The 25,434-nt window shown below is 53.1% G+C and carries 25 protein-coding genes, 1 pseudogene and 1 riboswitch; of the genes and pseudogenes, 21 read left to right on the forward strand and 5 right to left on the reverse strand.

Going from position 1 to position 25,434, the window contains the following annotated elements; translation table 11 throughout:
- Positions 1–36: 36 nt before the first annotated feature.
- The 7 genes from MY052_RS04345 (at position 37) to MY052_RS04375 (ending at position 5,484) form a co-directional block, all read left to right on the forward strand.
- On the forward strand, positions 37–3,189 hold the full coding sequence (locus MY052_RS04345; RefSeq protein ID WP_248538896.1) for an AIDA repeat-containing protein: 3,153 nt from the start codon (positions 37–39) through the stop codon (positions 3,187–3,189).
- Positions 3,190–3,299: 110 nt separating this feature from the next.
- Complete coding sequence (locus tag MY052_RS04350; RefSeq protein ID WP_248538897.1) at positions 3,300–3,521, forward strand: DUF905 domain-containing protein; 222 nt, start codon at positions 3,300–3,302, stop codon at positions 3,519–3,521.
- Between the two features lie 102 nt (positions 3,522–3,623).
- Positions 3,624–4,082: an antirestriction protein gene (locus MY052_RS04355; RefSeq protein ID WP_020324813.1), complete on the forward strand. Its 459-nt coding sequence runs from the start codon at positions 3,624–3,626 to the stop codon at positions 4,080–4,082.
- 15 nt (positions 4,083–4,097) lie between these two features.
- The gene (locus MY052_RS04360; protein WP_020324797.1) at positions 4,098–4,574 is read left to right on the forward strand and encodes a JAB domain-containing protein; all 477 of its coding nucleotides are present in this window, start codon (positions 4,098–4,100) and stop codon (positions 4,572–4,574) included.
- Positions 4,575–4,582: 8 nt separating this feature from the next.
- Positions 4,583–4,804, forward strand: a complete 222-nt coding sequence (locus MY052_RS04365; protein ID WP_048997881.1) for a DUF987 domain-containing protein — start codon at positions 4,583–4,585, stop codon at positions 4,802–4,804.
- An 18-nt stretch (positions 4,805–4,822) separates the two neighbouring features.
- On the forward strand, positions 4,823–5,140 hold the full coding sequence (locus MY052_RS04370) for a type IV toxin-antitoxin system YeeU family antitoxin (protein ID WP_248538264.1): 318 nt from the start codon (positions 4,823–4,825) through the stop codon (positions 5,138–5,140).
- Between the two features lie 20 nt (positions 5,141–5,160).
- Positions 5,161–5,484, forward strand: coding sequence for a TA system toxin CbtA family protein (locus MY052_RS04375; protein ID WP_248188259.1), 324 nt, complete (start codon positions 5,161–5,163; stop codon positions 5,482–5,484).
- Between the two features lie 663 nt (positions 5,485–6,147).
- Here the strand turns inward: MY052_RS04375 and MY052_RS04380 are convergent.
- Positions 6,148–6,637: pseudogene (locus MY052_RS04380) on the reverse strand (hypothetical protein); the annotation flags it as partial.
- A 415-nt stretch (positions 6,638–7,052) separates the two neighbouring features.
- Here MY052_RS04380 and MY052_RS04385 point away from each other — a divergent pair.
- Positions 7,053–7,925, forward strand: a complete 873-nt coding sequence (locus MY052_RS04385) for a DUF6998 domain-containing protein (RefSeq protein WP_248538265.1) — start codon at positions 7,053–7,055, stop codon at positions 7,923–7,925.
- A 268-nt stretch (positions 7,926–8,193) separates the two neighbouring features.
- Here MY052_RS04385 and MY052_RS04390 read toward each other — a convergent pair whose 3' ends face one another.
- Positions 8,194–8,970, reverse strand: a complete 777-nt coding sequence (locus tag MY052_RS04390; RefSeq protein ID WP_248538266.1) for an SDR family NAD(P)-dependent oxidoreductase — start codon at positions 8,968–8,970, stop codon at positions 8,194–8,196.
- A gap of 622 nt (positions 8,971–9,592) precedes the next feature.
- Here MY052_RS04390 and MY052_RS04395 point away from each other — a divergent pair.
- The 3 genes from MY052_RS04395 (at position 9,593) to MY052_RS04405 (ending at position 11,070) form a co-directional block, all read left to right on the forward strand.
- Positions 9,593–10,288, forward strand: a complete 696-nt coding sequence (locus tag MY052_RS04395; protein WP_035896500.1) for a porin — start codon at positions 9,593–9,595, stop codon at positions 10,286–10,288.
- 264 nt (positions 10,289–10,552) lie between these two features.
- A complete protein-coding gene (gene yjdI, locus MY052_RS04400; RefSeq protein ID WP_248538267.1) occupies positions 10,553–10,786 on the forward strand; it encodes a 4Fe-4S mono-cluster protein YjdI in 234 nt (77 codons plus the stop codon).
- Between the two features lie 11 nt (positions 10,787–10,797).
- Entirely contained in the window at positions 10,798–11,070 is a 273-nt protein-coding gene (locus MY052_RS04405; RefSeq protein WP_035896503.1) for a GNAT family N-acetyltransferase, read from the forward strand.
- A 33-nt stretch (positions 11,071–11,103) separates the two neighbouring features.
- Here MY052_RS04405 and MY052_RS04410 read toward each other — a convergent pair whose 3' ends face one another.
- Positions 11,104–11,715, reverse strand: coding sequence for a LysE family translocator (locus MY052_RS04410; RefSeq protein ID WP_248538268.1), 612 nt, complete (start codon positions 11,713–11,715; stop codon positions 11,104–11,106).
- Positions 11,716–11,853: 138 nt separating this feature from the next.
- Here MY052_RS04410 and MY052_RS04415 point away from each other — a divergent pair, with 138 nt between their 5' ends.
- The 7 genes from MY052_RS04415 to mqo all read left to right on the forward strand — a co-directional run bounded on the left by MY052_RS04415 (position 11,854) and on the right by mqo (position 19,760).
- Complete coding sequence (locus MY052_RS04415; protein ID WP_035896505.1) at positions 11,854–12,318, forward strand: Lrp/AsnC family transcriptional regulator; 465 nt, start codon at positions 11,854–11,856, stop codon at positions 12,316–12,318.
- 45 nt (positions 12,319–12,363) lie between these two features.
- A riboswitch (Fluoride riboswitch) is annotated at positions 12,364–12,425 on the forward strand.
- A 70-nt stretch (positions 12,426–12,495) separates the two neighbouring features.
- Complete coding sequence (locus MY052_RS04420) at positions 12,496–13,812, forward strand: voltage-gated chloride channel family protein (RefSeq protein WP_248538269.1); 1,317 nt, start codon at positions 12,496–12,498, stop codon at positions 13,810–13,812.
- Positions 13,813–13,932: 120 nt separating this feature from the next.
- A complete protein-coding gene (locus tag MY052_RS04425) occupies positions 13,933–15,279 on the forward strand; it encodes an LLM class flavin-dependent oxidoreductase (RefSeq protein ID WP_035896507.1) in 1,347 nt (448 codons plus the stop codon).
- A gap of 9 nt (positions 15,280–15,288) precedes the next feature.
- The gene (locus tag MY052_RS04430) at positions 15,289–16,119 is read left to right on the forward strand and encodes an ABC transporter permease (protein ID WP_035896509.1); all 831 of its coding nucleotides are present in this window, start codon (positions 15,289–15,291) and stop codon (positions 16,117–16,119) included.
- A 51-nt stretch (positions 16,120–16,170) separates the two neighbouring features.
- Complete coding sequence (locus tag MY052_RS04435) at positions 16,171–17,142, forward strand: ABC transporter substrate-binding protein (protein ID WP_051910806.1); 972 nt, start codon at positions 16,171–16,173, stop codon at positions 17,140–17,142.
- Complete coding sequence (locus MY052_RS04440) at positions 17,139–17,912, forward strand: ABC transporter ATP-binding protein (RefSeq protein ID WP_115073723.1); 774 nt, start codon at positions 17,139–17,141, stop codon at positions 17,910–17,912. The genes MY052_RS04435 and MY052_RS04440 overlap by 4 nt, the downstream gene beginning before the upstream one ends.
- 192 nt (positions 17,913–18,104) lie before the next feature.
- A complete protein-coding gene (gene mqo, locus MY052_RS04445; protein WP_123650665.1) occupies positions 18,105–19,760 on the forward strand; it encodes a malate dehydrogenase (quinone) in 1,656 nt (551 codons plus the stop codon).
- 143 nt (positions 19,761–19,903) lie between these two features.
- Here the strand turns inward: mqo and MY052_RS04450 are convergent, their stop codons facing one another.
- Positions 19,904–21,133, reverse strand: coding sequence for an amino acid permease (locus MY052_RS04450; protein ID WP_035897649.1), 1,230 nt, complete (start codon positions 21,131–21,133; stop codon positions 19,904–19,906).
- A gap of 111 nt (positions 21,134–21,244) precedes the next feature.
- Complete coding sequence (locus MY052_RS04455) at positions 21,245–21,706, reverse strand: multidrug/biocide efflux PACE transporter (protein ID WP_248538270.1); 462 nt, start codon at positions 21,704–21,706, stop codon at positions 21,245–21,247.
- 94 nt (positions 21,707–21,800) lie between these two features.
- Here MY052_RS04455 and MY052_RS04460 point away from each other — a divergent pair, with 94 nt between their 5' ends.
- The 3 genes from MY052_RS04460 to MY052_RS04470 all read left to right on the forward strand — a co-directional run bounded on the left by MY052_RS04460 (position 21,801) and on the right by MY052_RS04470 (position 25,137).
- The gene (locus tag MY052_RS04460; RefSeq protein ID WP_248538271.1) at positions 21,801–22,670 is read left to right on the forward strand and encodes a LysR family transcriptional regulator; all 870 of its coding nucleotides are present in this window, start codon (positions 21,801–21,803) and stop codon (positions 22,668–22,670) included.
- 111 nt (positions 22,671–22,781) lie between these two features.
- Positions 22,782–23,966: an acetyl-CoA C-acetyltransferase gene (locus tag MY052_RS04465; protein ID WP_035897652.1), complete on the forward strand. Its 1,185-nt coding sequence runs from the start codon at positions 22,782–22,784 to the stop codon at positions 23,964–23,966.
- A 466-nt stretch (positions 23,967–24,432) separates the two neighbouring features.
- Complete coding sequence (locus MY052_RS04470; RefSeq protein ID WP_248538272.1) at positions 24,433–25,137, forward strand: oligogalacturonate-specific porin KdgM family protein; 705 nt, start codon at positions 24,433–24,435, stop codon at positions 25,135–25,137.
- Positions 25,138–25,434: the final 297 nt, after the last annotated feature.

Consider the following 25,434-nt stretch of genomic DNA (forward strand, 5'->3'; position numbering starts at 1 on the left):
TTTAGGGGAAATTCTACACACAACAAGGTATTTATGATGAAGCGAAACCTGAACACCAGCTACCGGCTGGTATGGAACGAAGTTTTGGGAGCATTTGTTGTTGTCTCAGAATTGGCAAAAGCAAAAGGAAAGCGCAGCACTGCTGTTCTCGCGCTGGCAGTTGCCGGACTGGTGGCAAGCCCTGCGGCACTGGCTGATGATGCGACGGACAATATCAGTACCATCGTTGCCGGAGACGTGGCGAGCAACACTGTTATCAGCAACCATGACACCCAGTTGGTTTTCGGTACGGCAAACAACACGGTCATCAACACCGGTCAAGAATATGGCGATGATGACGATGCCAACAGCGGTGGCCAGTTTGTTCAGACCGGAGGTGTGGCAAACCAGACGACCATTAACGCTAACGGTCTGCAGGGCGTGCTGACAGGCGGCAGCGCCACGGACACCACTGTCAACAGCGGCGGCGGTCAGAGTGTACATGGTCAGGCGACAGATACGGTGCTCAATGGCGGGGCGCAGTGGGTACACAGCGGCGGCAGCGTATCCGGTACTGTCATTAATGAAGGCGGATATCAGCTGGTCAAAGCCGGGGCGCAGGCGACCGGTACCGTGGTCAACACCGGTGCACAGGGTGGCCCGGATGCGGAAAACAGCGACGGAATGTTTGTCGCCGGTACGGCAACGGATACCACCATTAATGCGAATGGTCGTCAGATTATTGCCGTCGGTGGGCTTGCCACCGGCACAGTGATTAAAGCGGGCGGCGACCAGAGTGTGCACGGTTCGGCACACACGACCCGTCTTGATGGCGGCAATCAGTACGTGCATACCGGTGCATCCGCAGCAGACACGGTAATCAATGCGGGCGGCTGGCAGGTGGTACAAAGCGGTGCGACAGCGGACAACACCACGGTTAACGCGGACGGTAAACTGCAGGTGAATGCAGGAGGAGCCGCCACGAATGTTACCCAGAATGCGGGTGGCGCACTGGTGACGAATACCAGCGCCACCGTCTCCGGGACCAACAGCCTGGGGGACTTCAGTGTGGATGCGGCGACCGCCAGCGCCACTAACGTGCTGCTGGAAAACGGCGGGCGTCTTGATGTGCTGGGTAACGGCAGCGCCGATACCACTAAGGTTAATCAGGGCGGTATTCTGGCAGTCTCCTCCGGCGGTAAGGCGCAGAACATCGTGATGCATGACGGCGGTGTGCTGATTGCCGATACCGGCGCAACGGTCAGCGGCACAAACACCTCCGGCGCATTCGGCATTGACGGCGCAACCGGCAAGGCCAGCAACCTGCGCCTCGATAACGGCAGTCAGTTCACGGTGCTGGGTAATGGCAGTGCGGATAACACCACCGTGGGGGCAGGCAGCACACTGAATGTGGCGCAGGGCGGAACGCTCACCGGTACCACCTCATTTGGCGACGGTGCATCGCTGACGGGGAACGCCACCAACAGCGGACAACTGCACTTCAGCACGGGTAACGGTCAGAACGCGGTCATCAGCGGTTCGGTAAGCGGTGACGGGCAGCTACTCAAAGACGGTGACGGCACCCTGACGGTCAGCAACGGCACGCTGTCCCAGTCACAGGTAAACCTGAATCAGGGTACACTGGCACTGAATAATGCCATCATCAACAGCGATATCATCGCACAGTCCGGTACGCAGGTGCGCCTGACCGGCAACTCGGTCATGAACGGGGCGATTGACCCGACTGACGTCACCCTCGACAGCGGTGCCCGCTGGAATATTCAGCGTGGTGCGGCGGTGAAATCGGTGCTTGATAACCTGGATAACGCCGGAACCATCAGTTTTGCGCCAGCACCGGCAAACAGTCCGTTTGTCCCTGAAACGCTGACTGTCACGAATCTGACAGGACGCAACGGCACCCTTAATCTGTCTATTCGTCTTGATGACCCGACCTTCCCGACCGATATGCTGGTCATTGATGGCGGGCAGGCAACCGGTAAAACCTGGCTGAATTTCACCAATACCGGTGATGCCGGACTGGGGCTGGCGACAACCGGCAACGGTATCAAAGTGGTGGAGGCGATTAACGGGGCCACCACCGAAGCCGGAGCCTTTGCGCTGGGCCGTAAACTGCAGGCCGGGGCGTACAACTACACCCTGAGCCACGGCAGTGCCGATGAAAACTGGTATCTCTCCAGTGAAGCGGGCTACCGTGCCGAAGTGGCACTGTACGCCTCTTTGTTTGCACAGAGCATGGATTATGACCGCACACTGGCAGGCACATACAACCAGCGCAGCAGTGCGGTGAACGACCAGGGGTTCTGGGGACGTATTCAGGGCGGGCATACCGGGCATGATGGTAACGGTGGCATTGCACAGGGCGACACCCCGGAAAGCAGTGGCAGCTACGGCTTCATCCAGCTCGGCGGAGACCTGCTGAAGCATGATACCGGCTCGCTTTCCCTGACCAGTGGCCTGTATGGCGCGGCAGGCCAGTCGCTGGTGGATGTGAAAAACGATGACCGCTCTGCGGCAGGCAGCGTGCGCGACACGGTGTACAGCCTCGGCGGATATCTGACAGCCGTTCATGATACCAGTGGTCTGTGGGCCGATGTGGTGGCACAGGGCTCCCGCCACAGCCTGAAGGCCAGCTCTGCGGATAACCGTTTTGATACTGACGGCACCGGCTGGCTGGCCTCTCTGGAAACCGGTCTGCCGTTTAACATCACTCAGGGACTGGTGCTGGAACCACAGCTGCAGTACGTCTGGCAGAGACTGGCCCTGGATGAGGGGCATGACAACGGCGGTTACGTGAACTTTGGTGACGGCAGTGCGCAGCATGTGCGTGCCGGACTTCGTTTCGGCAGTTCGTCTGAAATGGACTTCGGTCAGGGGAATTCTGCAGTCGCAGGGTTTGCTGACAGCATGAAGCGCAGCGCAAGCGAGCTGCCGGTGAACTGGTGGGTGCGTCCGTCGGTCATCCGCACCTTCAGTTCAGACGGCGAGATGAGCATGGGTACCGCGACTGCAGGCAGCAATGTCAGCTTCACGCCATCTCAGGATGGCACCTCGCTTGACCTGCAGGCGGGTATTGAAGCGCGAGTACGGCAGAATGTCGCACTTGGCGTGCAGGCCGGTTATACCCGTAGCGTCAGCGGTAACAGCGCTGACGGTTACAACGGTCAGGCTACACTGAAGGTCGCCTTCTGATAATCCGGCCACTCTGACCAGAGTGGCATCAGCAGTCCCCACAGCCCCTGTTGCCACGCCTGCAGGGGCTTTTTGCATTTAAGGAGCCCCTCATGCCTGAATCTCACTGACTGCCACAGGGACCGTTCACCCGGCAACAGGCAGAAGCAATTACCCGTCACTATCACAACATCACCCCTGAAGACGACCAGGGCAGTCACTTCCGCCTGGTGGTCCGCGACGCCGAAGGCCGGATGGTCTGGCGGGCAGGGAACTTTGAGCCGGATGCTGGTGAAGGTCTTAACCGCTACATTCGCAGGTCAGGCATCCGCACTGACACTTTCACCCGCTGACCCCGAATCATTTACCAGCAACATTTCACCTTCCCGAACCCACTTTATTACCCCATACGCCAGCCATCGCCGCTGGCATTTTTTATTAATGGAGACATACCCATGACAACAGCGACACAAAACAACCTCGTATCTGCTAACGAATCCGAATTTGAACTGACCGTAACGCAGGTACCCGATGAACAACGTATCGATTTCTGGCCGCAGCACTTTGGCACCATTCCACAATGGATAACCCTGGAGCCGCATATTTTCGCCTGGATGGGCCGCTTCTGTGATGAGTACAGCGGTGGTATCTGGTCCTTTTACACGCTCAGCAATGGCGGCGCGTTTATGGCTCCTGATGCTGACAGTGACGATAAATGGCGTCTGTTCAACAGCATGAACGGGAATGGTGCGGAAATGAGCGCAGAAGCTGCCGGTATCGCGGTCTGCCTGATTGAATACAGCCATCATGCCTGCCGTACAGAGTGTGACGCAATGACCACGCACTATTACCGCCTGCGGGACTATGCCCTGCAGCATCCAGAAGCCCACGCCATTCTGCGCATCATTGACTGACCGGAGGAGCAACGGATGAAACAGCTTTCCTTTTTACCCGGCGAGATGACGCCACAGGACCGGCGTCTCATTCAGCGAGCGCTCAGCGTTCTGGACCGCCACCTGCATGAGCCCGGGGTGGCCTTCACTTCCACCCACGCCGTACGCGAGTGGCTGCGGCTGCATATGGCCGCGCTTGAGCGGGAAGAGTTCCGGGTGTTGTATCTGGACAACCAGAATCAGCTTATTGCCCATGAGACGCTCTTTAGCGGCACGATTAACCGCACCGAGGTGTATCCCCGGGAAGTGGTCAAGCGCGCCCTGTATTTCAACGCGGCGGCGGTGATACTCGCTCATAACCATCCCTCCGGCGAAACGACACCCAGCCAGGCTGACAAAGCCCTCACGCAGCGACTGGTTCAGGTACTTCAGATGGTGGATATCCGTGTCCCCGACCATCTGATTGTTGGCGGAAGGCAAATCTATTCGTTCGCAGAACACGGTCTGCTGTGAGGTATGACATGAAAATTATCAGTAAACGCCGGGCAATGACGATATACCGCCAGCATCCGGCCTCACGCATTTTTCGATACTGCAGTGGAAAATATCAGTGGCACGGTAGCGTCTGCCATTACACCGGCAGGGACGTGCCGGATATCTCAGGTGTCCTGGCGGTATACGCCGAACGTCGCCAGGACCGCAACGGGCCGTATGCCTGCCTGATGAGTATTACCCTGAACTGACAATAACGGAGGTTATCAATGAGCAACATCACATGGGGCCTGCAGCGGGATATCACGCCACGCCTGGGAGCCCGTCTGGTACAGGAGGGGAACCGGCTGCATTATTTAGCTGAACGGGCCAGCATCACCGGCCAGTTCAGTGACGCAGAATGCCGGAAGCTGGATGTGGCATTTCCGTACTTTATCCGCCAGATGGAATCCATGCTGACTACCGGTGAACTGAATCCTCGCCACACCCACTGCGTCACTCTGTACCGCAACGGTTTCACCTGCGAAGCCGATACCCTTGGCAGTTGCGGCTACGTATATATCGCCATTTATCCCACTCAGCGCTAATAACTTCCACGAGAGCAAACATGAAATCTCAACCTGCAACAACTCAGCGGGCGGCGAAGCCCTGCCTGTCACCCGTGGATGTCTGGCAAATGTTACTGACACGTCTGCTGGAACAGCACTATGGTCTCACCCTCAACGACACACCATTCAGTGAGGAACGTGTTATACAGGAACATATCGATGCCGGTATCACGCTGGCTGATGCCATTAACTTTCTAGTGGAAAAGTACGAACTGGTTCGTATCGATCGCAGAGGGTTTAGCTGGCAAGAACAAACGCCATATCTCACGATTATTGATATCATGAGGGCCCGCCTGGATCTGGGTTTATTAAATCGTAATTAGTCTGATACTAACGGTGTCGCTGCTTTCGAGTATGCCTGCCATTTGCTATCATCTCGCTTCCTGCTGATTTATCGACAAAGGTAATTACTTGAATTCAAAGCCTCTGTGCTTTGGGGGTATCTTTGGGGGTATAAGTTAAGATATAACTTGAAAACTCTATGTTTTTCAAGTTATTGGTTGGCTTGTTCTAATCCCTTCGCCGCTCCAAATCTCATTTCTCTATATTTTTCTAATTCATTAATGATGGCGTAAGGTAAGACTCTGGCAAGACTTCCTAAAATCGCCCAACAAGACTGTAGCGCGATTGTAGATAAATAGAATAGCGGAATGCGTATTCGTGCGTTAGCACGTAAATATGGTGCATCCAGAGCGACTATTGCTACAGCTTTACTCAAGGTGGGATAAATAATTACATGCTTTTCCGGCATACATTATAAATAATGTATTCAGCTTCTTTCGGCGTTTTACCGGCTAAATCGGTATAAACCGTGTGGGCGATGTAGTGTGCAAACACGATGTTCTGTTCAGTAATGCCCAGTTTGCCTCTTAACCCTTCTATTTGTTCATCAAACATAGATTGCGGGTCTTGATTATCTCTGCCTGCTGCAATGTTACGGGCCATCGTTGCCCACGAATTACAAAGAGTCTCGTTTTTAGCGCTGCTTAATTCGTTCTCCAGCACTTTGTCACCGGAAATTACGTGTTGTGCCCAAGCTGAATTGTTGGCGATGAATTTCTTCGAATCGGTCGCTATACCGTACTCGACTCGAATGCCACTATCGTGATAGCTCCCGTCACCGTCTTTACTAGCTAACTTTAAAGAAATTCGACAGCCTGGAATTGTTTTATGATCCTTAACTGAAACAAAGACAGTATCCGTGTCGCAATCAGCAAAGCTATCATCAGGGTTAGCGTATGTATTCGTTTTGATGAGTAGTCCGGTAAGACCGTTTTTGTAGCCTTTTGCTGGCAGCGTTTTAAAAGCGTTGCGATCGCCCTTTTTTATTGCTTCCCGAAAGTGATCCATTCCAATGCGGGTTGCTAGTTGATCAATGCTCTCCGCTGCATAAGATAAAGATGGCACAGCGACTAAAATAATGGTCAGCAAAGACTTGGCTGGAAAACTGGACTTAGTAATCTGTGTTTGTGACATGTTGTTATCCTTCAGAATTCACCCCTGCGGCGTTGGTCATCGCATCATAGACCGTTGGCATGGAATGTCACTATTGGAGTGCGGCTCTTTGGTGGGTACCTACGCAAATTCAGGGGAAAGAAAAAAACCTTTGAACTATGTTGTTTCCCGAAGCATTAGCGTGTCTCCTTAGCCTGGAGACCGCAAAATAGCGTTGGCCTCACCCTGGCGTATCTGTGGTCAGATAGGGAAGAATTAAGAACTAGAGTAGTTAAAAAATTTAAATTTTAAATTACTGAATAAATAGTTACCGCGTGCGGTGAATGAACGCATGTTTTATCTAGAACTGCTCGCTTTAAGCACTCTTATCACATTAAAATGCGGGGCGTAACGTAGGTGTTTCAGTGGCGTTTTACTTAAGCAAAGGAGAGCAGATTTGAAAAATAATCATTTAATATCAGATGGTTTACTAACCTCGCTGAGCGTTCTTGAATTACTGTCGCTTCATTCCGAAATTTTAACTGAATTACGTTCAAGAGATGTAATACGAACCAAGAATAATCCTGTCGGTGACTATGCTGAATGGCTGGTTTCTGAAGCACTAGGTATGACTCTTCTCAGTAATTCGTCGGCGGGCGCTGATGCCATCGATTCTGATGGTTTGAAAGTGCAGATCAAAGCGAGGAGAGTTACGCCGGATAACCCTTCACGGCAGCTTAGTGCCCTACGTAACTATGAAGCAGCCGACTTTGATTATTTAATCGCGGTTATTTTCGATGAAGCTTACAACGTTCTTGATGGGTACAAAATTCCGCATGAAGTAATACGAGGTTATGCGCGGTATAGCGATCACGTTAACGCACGCATCATTAACCTCAAAGGGGCGATTCTTGCTGATCCTCGAGTCACTTCCATCAAAGAAAGACTGGCTGTCAGCAATCCAGTTTCAATAGATGAAGCATCTATCCAAACCTCTCCGTTAGAGACTGGGGAGAACGTTTTGGAGCCGCAAGAGAGGATAACAGGCCACGCTACGCTGGCTGAGCACCTCAAGGCTATCGGAATGGAGTGTTTCGTAAACTACTACCCTCATTTTGCCGATTCAAACTTATCAAGCGCTGACATCATTGAGCAAATGCACTCATGCGAGGGATATACAGAGAAGAGCTGTCGGACCCGTATCAGTAAAGCGCGAAAAGTGATCAGGGATGGTTTAAGTATTGAAGCGCTCACGTTGATCGCTCACTCAGGGCGAATACAAGATTCTGTCAAAAAAGATGTACTTGAACTTATCCGTGATCTTAAATAGTACGTGTTGTTGCTTCTCCTGTATTGCATCTAATTTTATTAATAAATTCATATTATTATGTGGTGTGTGGATGGTATTGCCCCCTCCAGGAAGGCGAGGCTCATCGGCACGGATATTATGGCGCGTTGAAGAGTATCGGCGTCCACGGCGAAGACGCATATGGCTCATGGACTCACTTGCTATACCACCACGCCAGGCGGTGAAAATATCGAATATCACCGCCTCGTCGCCCATCATTGTCTCTCCACGTTTTCCCGTGCCGCGGCTATCAGGCGTTGCGACCAGCCATCACGCCACCGTCAACGTCCCAGATGGCGCCTGTCACCCAGCTCGCTTTATCGGAAAGCAGGAAGGAGACCGCTTCTGCAACATCGGCAGGGGTGCCAACTCGACCAATCGGATGGAAGCTGTCAAAACTATTCATCACTGAACCAACCTCTTCTTTCGGGATAAAGCCTTCGTAAATTGGCGTGTGTACCACCGCTGGAGAAACCGCATTGACGCGGATCCCATTACCGCCCAGCTCAATAGCCAGGTTTTTGGTCAGCGCGTGCAGACCCGCTTTCGCCATCGAATAAGCCGAAGAAGGCGTGGCGCCAATAGCCTGCTGCGCCCACATTGAACCGATATTGACGATAGCGCCGTGAATCCCGGCATCCACCATGTTGCGTACCACGTCACGGGTGATGAAGAAGGTGGCGCGGTTGATGCTCATATACATGTCATAGTCCGCCATCTCGTGCTCGGTGAACGCTTTCGGGAAGAATACGCCGGCGGCGTTGACCAGCAGGCTGATGTCCTGATGTTCCGCATTAATGGTGTTGATGACGTGCTGCATTCCCTCTTCCTTCATCAGGTCGGCAATGATGATAGAGACCTGACCGTCGGCCATCAGCGCCTGACGAGCCTGTTCAGCTTTATCCTGACGATTCCCGACCAGTACGACGCTGCCGCCATTTTTCAGTACCAATTTTGCGGTTTCAAAGCCCATACCGCTTGTACCGCCAACCACTAACAATTTTTTACCGGAGAATAATGCGCTCATTGCGGACCTCATTTGTCATGTACGTTTCAACGGCGACATGCCGTTTGCTGTGGGGGCATGATGACAGCGAGTGCAGAGGGTGACGAATCAGAAGATATCGCTAAGCGGTAAAGAAAAACTATCTCGTGATGCGCGAGTGATGGTTCCTCGTGGGATGAGGGCAACGTAAGGCATTACCTGAGAGGGAATACCGTCTTACGGGATGTGCGTAAAGAGGGGAAATAAGCTACTAAAAATGGTTGTTTTTATATTTCTAATCATTAATGCCTTCGCTCGATTTCTGCTTAATTCGTAAGTTTATTCTTTATATTAATATTATTAGGCATCGTAACTATTGTTGAAAAATAAGTAACCAACGAAACTATTTTGTTTTATTGTATTGATTTTAATGAATAAAATAGTTTTATAAAGATATGTAAGCCTAATGTAAATTAATCTTTTGTGTGATCTAAAACGCTATTTTCGATTAGTCAACCGTGCATTTTTTGAGCTCTGTCACGTCTCTCAATTCGATACATTCATGAAATAAATCTTTACGATCTTGATCACTAAAATATCTTTCTTAAAAAAATAAAATGCAATTTCATAAAAATGAAACATAATTCCAATTGAGGGTTATTGCATGTTTAAGAAATCTCTGGTCATGATTGCTTTATGTGGCGCATCCTTCGCAGCATCCGCAGTGACAGTCGATCTCCGTCATGAATTTATTGATGGTGGCAAAACAGATAAAACTAACGCAGACCGTGTTTCAGTTTCTCACCGCTTCGCGAACGGATTTGGTTTCTCGGTAGAAGCGAAATGGAAATCAGGCGGGGATAATACCGATCAACCGTTCTCCGACTTTGTCGGCAACGGCCATGAAGAATCGATTAGCTACCAATACAAATTCAATAAAAACTTCTCTATTCAACCAGGCTTTAATATCGAAAGTAACGATAGCCGTTCTATTTATAAGCCGAATCTGCGCGTACAATACAGCTTCGATAGCGGCTTCTACGTCGCCGCACGTTACCGCTACGACTACACCCGTTACCCGTCAAATGCTAACAAAGACGATGATAAGGTGAACCGTGGTGACGCATGGGCAGGTTATGTGTTCGGCGACTGGCGTACCGAGCTGAACTACGTTTATGCGCGCAGTTCAGAAGGTAATGCACGTAACAACAATAAACCGTACTCCCAGGAATATAACGTCAAAGTGGCGTACAAAATCGATAAAAACTGGGCGCCATACGGCGAGGTGGGTAACGTAGGCGTAAACGACCGTGACGACCGCCAGACCCGTTTCCGTGTAGGTGTGGCATACTCGTTCTAATATATCTCTCTTCGCAATAGCCCCGGCATAATTGTCGGGGCTGCACCTTTTCTTTTTCCATATCGTCAGGTATGAAAATGTAGATTCTTTATTATGCGGCTTCTGCTGCCGTCTATTTTTAATTCTGTGGCATCGTATCGATACTCCTCCATCTCCAACGGATAAAAACTTTCTCGCTGCGTTTTTTCGCGATAGGTGATGATTCATCCCCCTGGACAGGTCTATGCTTAGTCTCGAACCTATATAAAAATTAGAGGCAATGTCATGGATAAGGAACTACTGGACGCAGGTTATCGTGTCTATACCGGGGAGAAGATTGACGTCTACTTCAATACGGCGATTTGCCAGCATTCTGGGAACTGCGTGCGCGGAAGCAGCATGCTGTTCAACCTGAAGCGCAAGCCGTGGATCATCCCGGATGAAGTCGATGCGCAAACGGTAGTACGCGTTATCGACACCTGCCCAAGCGGGGCGCTGAAATACCGTCATCATGATTAAGCGAGGGATACATGGAAATTCTGGAAGGGCATAACAAGTTTTACGTCAACGACGGCGACGGTAACCAGGTGGCGGAAATCGTCTTTGTTCCCACCGGTGAGCACCTGAGCATTATTGAACATACCGATGTTGATGAGAGCCTGAAGGGGCAGGGCGTGGGTAAACAACTGGTGGCAAAGGTGGTTGAGAAAATGCGTCAGGAACAGCGCAAAATCATTCCACTGTGCCCGTTCGCCAGGCATGAGTTTGATAATACCCGCGAGTATGACGACATTCGTGCCTGAAATGTGGCGCCAGCTTAGGCTGGCGCACCTTTTTTAGCGGAGCTGTTCAACTAACAGGGCAACCGCGATAAGCACCATCAAACCGCCTGAAATACGGCTGACAACCCGTGACGCCTGTGGGCGACTCGCCAGCAACGCGCGTGAACCGTAGCCCACCAGTAAATAGATAATCGTGCAGGTAATAAGGTGCATCACCCCAAGTGCCGACATCTGCATAGCCACCGACCACCGTCCGTGTGGGTCGGTGAACTGTGGCAGCAGCGCCAGAAACAGTAAAAATACTTTTGGGTTCAGGCCGCTGATGCACAGACCTTTTAATGCCCACTGGTTCCAGCCACCACGTTCCTGAGAAGCGCTGGCGACCGTTGCCGGATGGCGCAACAGCGATATGCCGAGCCACAGCAGATAGCACGCGCCCAATAGGGTAATGACCGATAGCGCCAGCGGATGTCCGGCAATGAGCACGCCCACCCCAGCCACCACTACAACGGTTGCCAGCAAATGTCCAGACATCAGCCCCGCCACTGCTGGAACGATGCTGCGTCCGTGGATCCCGGCGCTGATGGTATAGGCCCAATCGGCCCCCGGCGTCATGATCAGCAAAAACGAAACCAGCCAGAATCCCGCAACCAAACTCATCTCCATGCCCGATACTCTCCGCGCTTACCCATGACGTTAGCCTTTAAAAACCGTACTGAATGTCAGGAAAGAATATCGTTATTGCCACGCAATGAGCTTTCAATGTTATGCTGAAAACCCGGTCGGAATGAGAGAATCTTCTAAATGGATAGCATTGATCGAAAAATTCTTGCTGAACTACAGGCCGATGGCCGTTTATCTATCACCGAGCTCGCTGAACGGGTGAATCTGAGTTTATCGCCGTGCCACCGACGCTTGCGGGTGCTGGAGCAGGAAGGGGTGATTACCGGCTACCGCGCCAACCTGGACCCGGGAAAAATGGGCTTTAACTTTGTGGCGTTGGTCTTTGCGACGCTGAAAGAGGGCGACAGAAAGGCGGTCAGCGCGTTTGAAGAGGCGGTGGAAGAGATCCCGCAGATCGTGATGGCCCAGCGTCTGTTTGGCGATCCGGACTATCTGATGCAGGTGGTGACGCGCGATCTCTCTTCGTTCCAGAAGCTCTACGATCAAAAGCTATCCGCGATGCCGGGCGTGCAGCACCTGCGTTCAACGCTGGTGATGAAAACGGTGGTGCAGGACCGGCCTTTCCCGCTGGAGACGCTGAAATAATTTCAGTTGCCATGTATTTGGCTGAAACGATTCGTGTGCTAATATTTATGCGTAGGGGATGGCATTCCCCCTTGAACCGCCGTGTGGCTGATGATGCCTGTTTGTATTCCTGGACCGGGAATGAACAGGCACACCTCTATCGCGTCCAGGATGATTAATTCATCTGAGGATGCGTCAATGCTCTCTGAACACTTCGCTCGTAAAAATTCGCTGTTCTTCTTAATACAGTGGCTCCTGCTGGCTACCGTTATTGCCGTGCTTGTCGGCTCTGCATCTGCTTTATTCCTCTTCTCGCTTGATTGGGCGACGGCCACGCGCCTTCAACACCACTGGCTTATCCTGCTGTTGCCGTTTGCTGGTTTTGCGGTGGGCTGGATTTACCTGCGTCTTGGTCGCTCGGTTGAAGCGGGAAATAACCTGATTCTGGAAGAGGTGCATAGCCCGGCTAACACTATCCCGCTGCGGATGGCGCCGCTGGTGTTTATCGGCACGGTCGTTTCTCATTTGTTCGGCGCGTCGGTCGGCCGCGAAGGGACGGCGGTACAAATGGGCGCCTCGATAGCCGATCGGTTCACGCCGCTGCTCGGGCTTGATAACGATGCGCGTCGTATGGTGCTGATGGCAGGCGTTAGCGCAGGCTTTTCCTCTGTGTTTGGTACCCCGCTCGCCGGGGCGATTTTTGGCCTTGAGGTCATGGCGATTGGCCGCATGCACTACACCGCGATCTTTCCCTGCCTGGTGGCCGCAGTGGTGGCAGACCAGGTCGGCCTGATGTGGGGCGTGCACCATACGCACTACGCGATGTCATCCATCCCGGCGGTATCGGCCTGGACGCTGGCGGCGGTTATCGTCGCTGGCTGCTGCTTCGGTCTGGCTGCGCGCGTTTTTGCTGATGCGACGCATCTGGTCGGGGGCATGATGAAAAAATGGATTGCCTACGCACCGCTGCGCCCGTTTATCGGCGGGGCCGTTGTCGCGGCGGCGGTCTACTTGCTGCACGCCGATCGATACATTGGTCTGGGGATCCCCGTTATTGTCGATGCTTTTCAGCATCCACTGGCACCGTGGGACTTCCTCGGTAAGCTTATTTTTACCGTTGCTTCGCTCGGCAGTGGGTTTAAAGGTGGCGAGGTGACGCCGCTCTTTTATGTGGGGGCAACGCTTGGGAACGCGCTCGCACCGCTGCTTCATCTGCCGTTTGCCTTCCTGGCGGGGCTGGGCTTTGTCGCGGTCTTTGCCGGGGCGGCAAATACGCCGATTGCCTCGACGCTGATGGCGATTGAACTGTTCGGTGCTGACGTCGGCGTTTATGCGGCGATGGCCTGCGTGGTGGCCTATCTGGTTTCAGGTTACACCAGTATTTATCGCTCTCAGCGGGTGGCCTGTCTGAAACACAGCATTGTGCCGGAAGGGATAAAGCTGGCGGAGCTTCCTGCCTGGCAGCGTGAAAATCGTCGTCCGGAAGCGGTCGTTGAGGATACGAAAGCATCATGACTCGTAGCTTCATTGCAAAAATGTAAATAACTAACTCAATATTTGTTATTTCAGAATGACTGCGCATTCTGGCTATCTTGATTTCAGCCCACTTTCGGCATCGAATCAGGAGAAACCAGAATGAGCAGACAGATCAAATTAGGGGCTTTCCTTCCCGGCGGCGGCCAGCATATTGCGGCGTGGCGTCACCCGGACTCCCCGGCCGATGGAGCAACCAGCTTCGAATTTCATAAACAGCTTGCCCAGACCGCCGAGCGTGGCCTGTTTGATGCCTACTTCCTGGCCGATGGCCTGGCGATTCCCGCTTCCGGCGTCACCGATGGCGGCACCGCTAAAGTGGCAGGTTTCGAGCCCGTCACCCTGTTTTCCGCGCTGGCCCCGCTGACGCAGAACATTGGTTTTATCGCCACCGCCTCCACCACCTATGAAGAACCCTACAACCTGGCGCGCAAGTTCGCTTCGCTGGACTTGATTTCGGGCGGGCGTGCTGGCTGGAACGTAGTGACCACCGCCACTGAAGCCGCGGCGCACAACTTTAATCTGGACACCCAACACCCGCATGAATACCGCTACCAGCGGGCGAAAGAGCACGTTGAGGTGGTGAAAAAACTGTGGGACAGCTTTGAGGACGACGCGTTTTTGCGCGACAAAGCCTCAGGCCAGTTCTTCGATCGCAGTAAGGTGCACAACACCGATCACGTCGGCAAATTCTTTAAGGTGCGCGGGCCACTGAACGTGCCGCGTTCAGCCCAGGGTCAGCCGGTCATCGTGCAGGCGGGGCAGTCTGAAAGCGGCCGCACGCTGGCTGCTGCCACCGCCGAGGTTATTTTTACATCACACCAACATCTCAACACCGCGCAGGACTTCTACCGCGATATTAAATCGCGTGCCCGCGCCGTGGGTCGCAACCCGAACCACGTGCTGATTATGCCTGGCGTCGCGCCGTTTATTGGCCGTACCGAGGAAGAAGCCAAAGAGAAGTACCACAAGCTCACTTCACTGATTGTTGAAGCTGACGGTATCGCTTTGCTGAACGGGCTGGCCGGTGGCGGTATCGACCTCGGTAAATTTGACCCTGACGGCCCGTTGCCGCCGCTGCCGGTCACCGAAGGTATGAAATCGCGTCCTGAGCTGATTCGCCAGATTGCCGACGAAAACAACTTCACCATTCGCCAGCTCTACCAGTGGGTGGCGACCGCGCGCGGTCATTTCACCGTGGTGGGCAGCGCCGAGCAGGTGGCGGATACGCTGCAGGAGTGGTTTGAAAACGAAGCCGCGGACGGCTTCAACGTGCTGCCGCCGTGGCTTCCGGGCGGACTGGATGACTTTATTGAGCTGGTGGTGCCGATTTTACAAAAACGCGGCCTGTTCCGTACTCAGTACGAGGGCAAAACGCTGCGTGAAAATCTGGGGCTGCCGTTTGCCAGCAATCGCTATAGCGCCGTGCGCGACAGCAAAGTGGCTTAAGGAGGCACTATGTTCTACTCCACGACCCGCATTCGTCTGAAGGCGCGCGTACAGAATAAGCCTGCGTATCTGCTGTGGTACCAGCGCAGCCTGTCGCTGATTGCGCGCTACGGCCTGCTGGTGCTGTTCTTCGCCGGTTGGCAAATCGCCAGCACCGCCGGCTGGCTGAACGCGGCGATTATCCCGCCGCTGGATAAAATCTTTATTGCGCTGTGGAACGGTATAACGCAAGGCGCATTGCTGGGCGATATCACTATCAGTCTCCAGCGCGCCGGGCTGGCTTTTGCCGCCGCCATCGTCGTGGGGATCCCGCTGGGGCTGTTTATGGGGCAAATTCGCCCGCTGGAACAGGCGCTGGACCCCATTTTACAACTGTTCCGCCAAACCTCGGCGCTGGCGCTGTATCCGATCTTTATTCTGCTGTTAGGGCTCGGAGAAACATCTAAAGTGTTCGTGATTTTCTGGGCGGCGCTGTTCCCGATTCTGCTGTCGACCATCAGCGGCGTGAAAGAGGTGGATACCAAACTGCTGGAGATGGCGCGCACCTTTGGTGCCGGACGTATGACGCTGTTCTATCGGGTGATTGTTCCCGCCTCCGTTCCCTCTATTTTTATCGGTCTGCGCCTGTCGGCCACCACGGCGTTGCTGCTATTGATTGCCGCCGAAATGATCGGTGCGAATCAGGGGATCGGTTTTAGGGTGATGAATGCGCAATATAACTTCCAAATACCCATGATGTTTGCCGCGATATTTCTGCTGGCTTTTGCCGGACTATTAGCTAATGCGATTCTGGTTGTACTTCAACGTCGCTTGTGTCGATGGAATATCCGTAGCCGTTAATTTTGCACGTTATTTTGCGTTTTTACTTATCGCCATAAAGGAATTTTTATAATGAAAAAACAGTTCTATTCTGCGTGGGTTGCGGTGCTTTTCTTATTGGGTATTAGTGCGTCGGTTCGCGCTCAGGATGAGGTGACGATGCGTTATATGGCGAGCTACGGCGGTATTTCCGCTCATGAACTGGCGGAAGCGCTGGGATATTTTAAAGGCACCGGGGTATCGATTAAAAACGCCGGTTATGCCAGCGGCGGCCCGGAGTCTTTATTTGCACTGGCCTCAGGCAGCATTGATATCGGGTCGGCTGCCACACCGGCGGTTATCAACGCTATCGCCAACGGTAACGACTTTGTGGCGGCTTATCCCACCAACGGTATCAACGAGACCACCAAATCCATCTTCTACGTGAAGGAGGATAGCCCGATTAAGTCCATCAAAGATTTAGTCGGAAAAAGCGTGGCGGTAAACACCCTGGGCGCCCATCTGGACTACACCCTGCGTGAAGCGCTGCACCAGGCGAATCTGCCGGAAAACGCCGCCAGACCGGTAGCGGTTCCGGGCCCGCAGCTTGAGCAAACTCTGCGTTCTGGGCAGGTTGACGTTGCGGCCTTTGGCTATTGGCAGACGACGTTTGAAGGCGTTGCACGCAGCCACGGTGGCCTGCGTCCAATCTTCAACGACGCCGACGTGTTGGGGCCGATTGCCGGGGGCTTTACGGTACTGCGTTCAGACTTCGTGAAGCAGCACCCGGATGCGGCACGTATCTTCGTTGTGGAGTCGGCGCGTGCGCTGGACTACGCTCGTGAGAACCCTGCGCAGGTGCGTGAGATCATGGCGAAGATCCTCAAAGAACGCGGTGAAAACCCGGATGTGGCGCAGTACTTCACCGGCTACGGCGTACGTAAAGGCGGGCTATCAGAGCCTCATGACGTGCAGTTCTGGCTGGATATTCTTGAGCGCGACGGCGTGCTGAAAAAAGGCCAGCTCAAAGCGTCAAATATTTTGCTGAAAACGGAAGGTGTATGATGACATCAACCCCGCAGACCGCCCGCGGTGATATTTCTATTCGCCGCTTACGTAAGACCTTCTCCCTTGAGGGGAAGCCGTTTGATGTCTTCCGCGACCTTAATTTACAGATTGAAAGCGGGCAGAGTATTGCTATCGTCGGGCCCAGCGGCTGCGGGAAAACCACGCTGCTGCGAATCCTCGCGGGGCTTGAAACGCCGGACGCGGGCGATGTGGTGATTGACGGTCAGGCGGTGCATGGGATGAGCCGCGAACGAGCGGTGATTTTCCAGGAGCCGCGCCTGCTGCCGTGGCTGACGGTGCTGGAAAACGTCAGCTTCAGCCTGGATGTCCAGGGCGTACCGCGTAAGCAGGCCAGAGCGCGGGCGAAAGAGGCGATTGAGCTGGTGGGGCTCAGCCACTGTGAACAGGCGCTGCCCAACCAGCTTTCCGGCGGCATGGCCCAGCGTGTCGGCATTGCCAGAGCGTTGACCATCCAGCCGGAGATCCTGCTGCTGGATGAGCCGCTGGGGGCGCTCGATGCGATGACCAAAATCACCATGCAGGAGGAGCTGGCCCGCATTCGCGATGTGGAAAAGATGACGATGGTGTTGGTCACACACGATCTGGAAGAGGCGATTTATCTCGCCGACCGCGTGATTATTTTACCGAAAATTAAAGGCGATCCGATTCGCATCATTGAAGTGACATTGCCGCAGCCGCGCGAACGTAGCAGTACGGATTTTGTCCTGCTGCGCCAGCAGCTTATGGCGGAATTCGGTCTGCATTAATTTCGTGAATTAAACTGAAATTATTTAAATTTTATTTCCACGCAAATAATACGGATGATTTTTTTAATTAAAAAAAGCAAAGTGGTAATTTGTTAATAACTCTAAGTGGAAAGTGAGTGGTATTTTAAAATAATGTAAAAGTGCGCTACTATTGGCGCACACATTACATTTAGCTATGCGAATATCATCATTATGCCTGCTATTAATAAAAAACTATTTTCTCTGGCGACCATCGCGCTGCTGGTCAATTCAGCGGCTTACGCAAATACCGATACCACCGAAAAAACCGATGTCCTGCTGATTGGCGGCGGTATTATGAGTGCTTCTCTGGGCACCTGGTTGCAGGAATTGCAGCCTGACTGGAAACAGGTGATGGTTGAGAAGCTCGACAAAGTCGCGCTGGAATCATCTAACGGCTGGAATAACGCCGGTACCGGTCACTCCGCCAATATGGAACTGAACTACACGCCGGAACGCCCAGATGGCACCATCGACGTGACCAAGGCGCTAGAAATTAACGAACAGTTTATGATTTCCCGCCAGTTCTGGTCTTCGCAGGTGAAGCGCGGCATTCTGAATAACCCGCATAGCTTTATTAACTCCACGCCGCACATGAGCTTCGTCTGGGGCGACAAAAACGTTGATTACCTCGGTAAACGTTACGATGCGCTGCAGAAAACCACGCTGTTCCAGGGCATGAAATTCTCCACCGATCATCAGCAAATTGCCCAGTGGGCGCCGCTGGTCATGGCTGGTCGTGACCCGCAGCAAAAAGTGGCTGCTACCTGGACGCCAGTGGGCACCGACGTTAACTACGGTGAAATTACCCGTCAGCTGATAGGCAGCTTGCAAAAGAACAACCACTTCACGCTGCAAACCTCCTCTGAAGTGACCGAGTTTAAACGCAACGGCGACAACTCCTGGCATGTGACCATTGAAGATGTGAACAGCGGCAAGCAGCACGCTATCGACGCGAAATACGTCTTTATCGGTGCAGGCGGCGGTGCGCTTAAACTGCTGCAAAAAACCGGCATTCCAGAAGCGGATAACTATGCGGGCTTCCCGGTAGGCGGCTCCTTCCTGATGACGGAAAACCCTGACGTCACGCGTCAGCATATGGAAAAAGTGTACGGCCAGGCTTCCGTTGGGGCACCGCCGATGTCCGTGCCGCATATCGATGCGCGCTTTATTGATGGTAAACGCGTGGTACTGTTCGGGCCGTTCGCCACTTTCTCCACTAAGTTCCTCAAACAAGGTTCGTTCTTCGACCTGTTAAGCACCACCACGACCAGCAACGTCATGCCGATGACTCACGTAGGTCTGGATAACTTCGACCTGGTGAAATACCTGGTAAGCCAGGTGATGCTGAGCGACGACGACCGCTTTGCTGCGCTGAAAGAGTACTACCCAGAGGCGCGTAAAGAAGACTGGAAGCTGATTCAGGCCGGCCAGCGCGTGCAGATTATCAAGAAAGATGCCGACAAAGGCGGCGTGTTGAAGTTGGGTACCGAAGTGGTGGTTGACCAACAGCGCACCATCTCCGCGCTGCTGGGTGCATCTCCAGGTGCGTCTACCGCAGCGCCAATCACCCTGAACGTGATTAAGAAGCTGTTCCCGGAGCAGTTCAACTCACCGGAATGGCAGAGCAAAATTCGCAATATCGTACCGAGCTTTGGCCAGAACCTGAACGGCAACGTCGCGCTGACCCAGCAGGTTTGGGATGACACCGCCGCCACGCTGGAGCTGACCAAACCGCCGGTTATTCAGATGCCAGCGGCACCGGTTGCTCAGGCAAAACCGGCAGAACAGCCAGCGAGCGCGTCACCGCAGCACGACATGGCGCTGTAATCGCATCATGATTGCCGGATGGCGGCTCCGCCTTATTCGGCCTACAAAAAAGCCTGCCAGGTTACCCTGGCAGGCTTTTTTACATCCGCAATTACTAAACCGTAGCCCGTCCAGGCGGAGCGCCGCCGGGAACCGGAATTACCTTACCCGAAGAACATCACCGACACGCACAGCAGACCGACAATCAGCGTAATCAGGCTACCAATAGAACGGTAAGGCTTGAGCGACGGAATCAGGTAGGTCGACAGCGTCGGCATGATAAACAGAATCATGGCAATCAGCGGGCCGCTGATGGCGTAGATCATTGAGATAGCGTTCGGGTTAATGCAGCAGACGATAAAGGTCACCGCCGACACCAGCAGGATAGATAGCCCGCGGTTAAAGGAACGGCTTTTGCGAACGCCAACCTGGTTCAGCGAGGATTTCACCATCTCGCTCGCCCCTTCAATTACCCCAAAATAGGTGCCGAGGAACGATTTCGACATCGCCACCACGGCGACCACAATCCCGGAAATCGACAGCCAGCTCGGTGAGTTCGGCATCATCGACAGCGCAGAAAGAATGGTTACGCCTTCGGCCTTCGCCGTGTTGATATAGGACGGCGGAATCGACATCAGGCAACTGAACACGAAGAACAGCACGCTCAGGCAGATGACAAGATATGCCACCTTCATGATTTTTTTGCATTTACCCATGGCCTGCTCGCCATATTTCTCCCGCCGGTCAATAGCGAAGGTGGAGATAATCGGCGTATGGCTAAAAGCGAAAACCATCACGGGAATGGATAACCACACCTGGTGCAGCGTATGCGTGCTGACTTCCATCTGCGTGGTCAGCAGCGACGGCTGCCAGCTTCCGGTCAGGTAGATAGACAGGAACAGGAAGTAGGCAATCAGCGGGAAGACTAGCATGCCCATCACTTTGATGGTCGTCTGACGACCCGTCAGGAAGATCAGGTTCAGCAACAGTACAACGCCAAGACTCACTAACGCTCGCGTGGTGAGGTCGACCGGCATGTGGTGACCAATTTGCTCGGTGAGCGAGTTGGTAATGGCGACCGCGTAAATCAATACCACCACGAAGAAGGCCACGAAGTAGAGCGTGGTAATCAGGTTACCGATCTTCTTGCCGTAATAGTGGCTGACGGCACCGGTAATACCAACGCTTGCCGGGGTGTTAGCAGACAGGATGAACTGACATAGGGCGCGATGCGGCCAGTAGGTCAGGGGCCAGGCGACGAGGGCGGTAATAAACAGCACCACGGCACCGGCGGCGCCAAGCTGGATGGGCAGGAAAAGGGTCCCCGCGCCGACGGCTGTGCCATATAGGGCAAAGCTCCATAGCGTCTCTTCTTTAGACCAAATTTTAGACATTATCTGAATATATCAACCATAAAACCAAAAAAATGGCGGATAATTTACCATAATTAGCTTTTCGTGTGGCTGAACATTTTCAGACCGATTGTTATCGGCCTGAAAAGCAGATTAATTTTGCGCGTAAAGGTTCTGTTGACGGCGCTTGATAATGCGCTCGCGCAGCATGTCGTACACCCAGTTGTAGAGCATGGTGTAGGGCAGGAAGAACAGGAAGAAACCAATCTCCAGCGTGAGGGCCTGCAGAAGCGTTACCCCCAGCACCCACGACACGATGCTTACCCCGATAACGATAAACCCGAACTCAAAGCCGAGCGCGTGCAGCGCACGAACCTTAGCGGTACGGATAACACGGGTTACCGGCCAGAAGCGGTCGAATCCGGCGTTATAGATGATGTTCCAGATCATCGCGGTGGTAGCCAGAATCACCGTTAGCCCGCCCATTTCAAGTACGGAGCGCTGCATCAGGTAGGCCGCGGTAGGGGCGAGGATCGCGGTGGCGATCCCCTCGAAGCACACGGCATGGAAGATACGCTCCGGAAGTTTTCTGCGATGTAATGAATCGTTTTGCATTTTGTGACCTTTGATTTATGGAAGGCAATAGTGCGCATTTTATGGATAAATATGATAAGTAAAAGATAGAAACCATCGATAAAGTAGATACATCATGCGCTATTCTCCCGAAGCCCTGACGGCGTTTGTCGAAACCGTCTCCTGCGGCTCTTTCTCAGCGGCGGCGCGTCGTCTGCGAAAGAGTCAATCGACCATCAGCACCGCCATCGCGCATCTGGAGGCGGATCTCGGCGTGTCGCTGTTCGATCGCTCCACGCGCCAGCCGCTGCTCACCGCCGAAGGACAGCGGGTGCTGAGCTACGTGCAGGCCATTCTGAGCGCCAGCGAACGGTTGGATGAGCTGGCGGTGTCGCTGAGTGGCGAGACCGAGGCGCGGCTCACCTTCGTGCTTTCCGATACGCTGCATCCGGATGTGCTTGAAGATCTGCTGGCCCAGTTTGACCGCCGCTTCCCGCATACGGAGTTTGAGTGCCTGGTAGGGGAAGATGACGACGTTGTCGATCTCCTGCAAAAAGGGCGCGCGCAGGTGGGGTTGATTGAAGCGCGGGATAGCTATCCTACCGATATTGGCCATACCCGATTGCCGATGCAGACGCGCATGGCGATTTACGTGTCGCCTACGCATCCCCTGGCCGCCGAGCGGGGGCTGGAGTGGGAGCAGTTGAGCACCTGGCGTGAGCTGCGGCTCAACACCTATCTGGAAAACCACACCACGCCAGCGCGCGGGCCTGTGTGGTCTGCGCCAAACTATCTGATGCTGCTGAGCATGGCAGCACAGGGGCTTGGCTGGTGCGCGTTGCCCTGTGCGCTGGTGGACGAATTTGCGCGGTCCGCAGAGCTGACTATGCTGGATATTGTGGGCTGGCCAATTTCGGTATCAACCGATCTGCTTTGGCATAAGGCCTCACCGCTGGGCGCTGCGGGAAGCTGGTTGCGACAGTATCTACAGCAGGTTTCCGCCTAGCGGATTTGATATGAATTTCCTTTGTGATAAAACTCACTTTTTTTAAACAATTACGAAAATAGTTGATAACAATCATCTACTATACGCGGATAAATTTGCGCTGAGGTCGAGATGAAAGACGTCGTTATCGTAGGTGCTGTCCGCACGCCCATAGGCTGTTTTCAAGGGGCGCTTGCCCGTCATTCTGCCGTGGAGTTGGGGAGCCTGGTGATTAATGCTCTGGTTGAGCGTAGCGGCATTTCTGCTGCGACGATTGACGAGGTGATCATTGGTCAGGTGTTGACAGCGGGGACCGGACAAAACCCGGCACGACAGTCTGCGATTAAAGGCGGTCTACCCAATACCGTTTCGGCTATCACCATCAATGACGTTTGCGGCTCGGGGTTGAAGGCGCTGCACCTGGCGACACAGGCGATTCAGTGCGGTGAAGCCGACGTGGTGATTGCCGGTGGGCAAGAAAACATGAGCCGTGCTCCGCACGTGCTAACCGACAGCCGTACCGGCGCTCAGCTTGGCAACAGCCAGCTTATTGACAGCCTGGTGCACGACGGACTGTGGGATGCTTTCAACGACTACCATATGGGCGTGACGGCAGAGAATCTGGCGCGGGAATACGGTATCAGCCGCGAACAGCAGGATGCCTGGGCGCTCAGTTCCCAGCATAAAGCCCGCAGAGCTATCGACTCCGGACGTTTTCGCGATGAAATTGTGCCGGTGGTGAATCCGCAGCCGGGCGGCCCGCGAATTGTCGACACCGACGAGCAACCGCAAACTGATGCCAGCGCCGAAGCGCTGGCTCGCCTTGTTCCCTCTTTTGATCATGCAGGGTCGGTAACCGCGGGCAATGCGTCATCGATTAATGATGGCGCGGCGGCGGTGCTGATGATGAGCGAAAGCAAAGCGCTGGAGCTCGGGCTGCCGATCCTGGCGCGGATCCGCGCGTTTGCCAGCGTCGGTGTCGATCCTGCATTGATGGGGATTGCACCGGTTTATGCCACTCGTCGCTGTCTTGAACGTGCTGGCTGGCAGTTGAGCGATGTGGATTTAATTGAAGCCAATGAAGCTTTTGCAGCGCAGGCCATTTCGGTGGGCAAAATGCTGGAGTGGAACGAACAGAAGGTGAACGTGAACGGCGGAGCGATTGCATTGGGGCACCCTATCGGTGCTTCAGGCTGCCGTATCCTGGTTTCACTGGTTCACGAAATGGTGAAACGTGATGCCCGCAAAGGGCTTGCCACGTTGTGCATTGGTGGTGGTCAGGGCGTTGCGCTGGCCGTGGAACGAGATATTCAGTAATAACGCTTTAGCTTCCTCGTAATTACCCTATCCCAGAAAGGCCTCAACAGAGGCCTTTTTTGTTTCTCTGCACTGAGTTACGCGAACATCGCTGTGATTTTGTCTAGTTCATTCCTTTATGAATTTATGTTTATTTGTGTCGGTTGTAAATCTTATGCATGAGAAGATGCTTAGTCGAATTATTAGTTAAACATAAATTATTACTATTGCTAAGAATAACGTACGTTATTTTTATTCGAATAACTCATTGAAAATATTGTTTTTTATTTTTATAAAAATAAAAGTATGTGATCCATATTATATTTTTTGAGGCTGGTTTCTATTTTTTGTTGAGCTTTATCACGTCCTCTTTGTGCCACTTTTTCTGAAACAAATAATTACGATCCTGATCACTAAAATGCATATCCGGAAAAAATAAAATCAAATTTCATAAAAAAGAAACATAATTTTAATTGAGGGATGGCAAATGTTTAAGAAAACTCTGGCCCTGGCCGTATTAGCTGGCATGTCTTTCGCTGCTTCGGCGGTTACCGTTGACCTGCGTCATGAATATATTGACAGCGGATCTAACGCGGACCGTGTTGCGGTGTCTCATCGCTTTGATAATGGTCTTGGTTTTGGCGTGGAAGCAAAGTGGAAGACGGGCGGTGATACTGATAAGCAGGATCGTCCGTTTAACGAAATCGTCGGTAATGGTCATGAAGAGTCCATTAACTGGCGCTGGAAGGCGACGGATAATTTTGCCTTGAACCCAGGCTTTAACATTGAAAGTAAAGACAGCTTCTCAATCTACAAACCTTATCTGCATGCGCAGTACAGCTTTGATAACGGTTTCTATGTTGCGGCTCGTTACCGTTATGAATATACCCGCGTACCGGCAAGCGGTGGCGTTGACGATAAAGTCAATAAAGTGGATACCTGGGTTGGTTGGGCGATGGGCGACTGGCGCGTTGAGCTGAACTATGTGTACGCGCGTAGTACGGTGGCCGACGATCAGCATAAGAGCCTGTATCGTAACGACAACAAACCGTACAGCACCGAATATAACGGCAAGCTGGCGTATAAATGGGATAAGAACTGGTCCCCGTACTTTGAAGTGGGCAACGTGGGCGTGAAATCTACCGATGAGCGTCAGACCCGTTTACGTGTCGGTGTGGCTTATTCCTTCTAAATAAATTCGGACCCTCATCCGTTATCCCCCCGGAGCATTTGGCCGGGGGTTTTCGTTTTTGTGGGGGCTCTTATCTAAAAGGCGTGAATGCTCAGAAAGGCACAATGTATCCCCTCGCCCCTTTGGGGAGAGGGTTAGGGTGAGGGGAATGTACGCACGGAGTAAAACCCTCACCCCAACCCTCTCCCTTAAAAAGGGAGAGGGGGCAGTCCGTGCGAGGGAATAATATTGTGCGCTCTTTCTTCTTTCCTGAACAACAGGCAAAAAAAGGCCCTCCGAAAGGAGGGCAAGGCCAGT

The sequence above is a fragment of the Kluyvera ascorbata genome (assembly GCF_023195735.1).
Lineage (GTDB): Bacteria > Pseudomonadota > Gammaproteobacteria > Enterobacterales > Enterobacteriaceae > Kluyvera > Kluyvera ascorbata.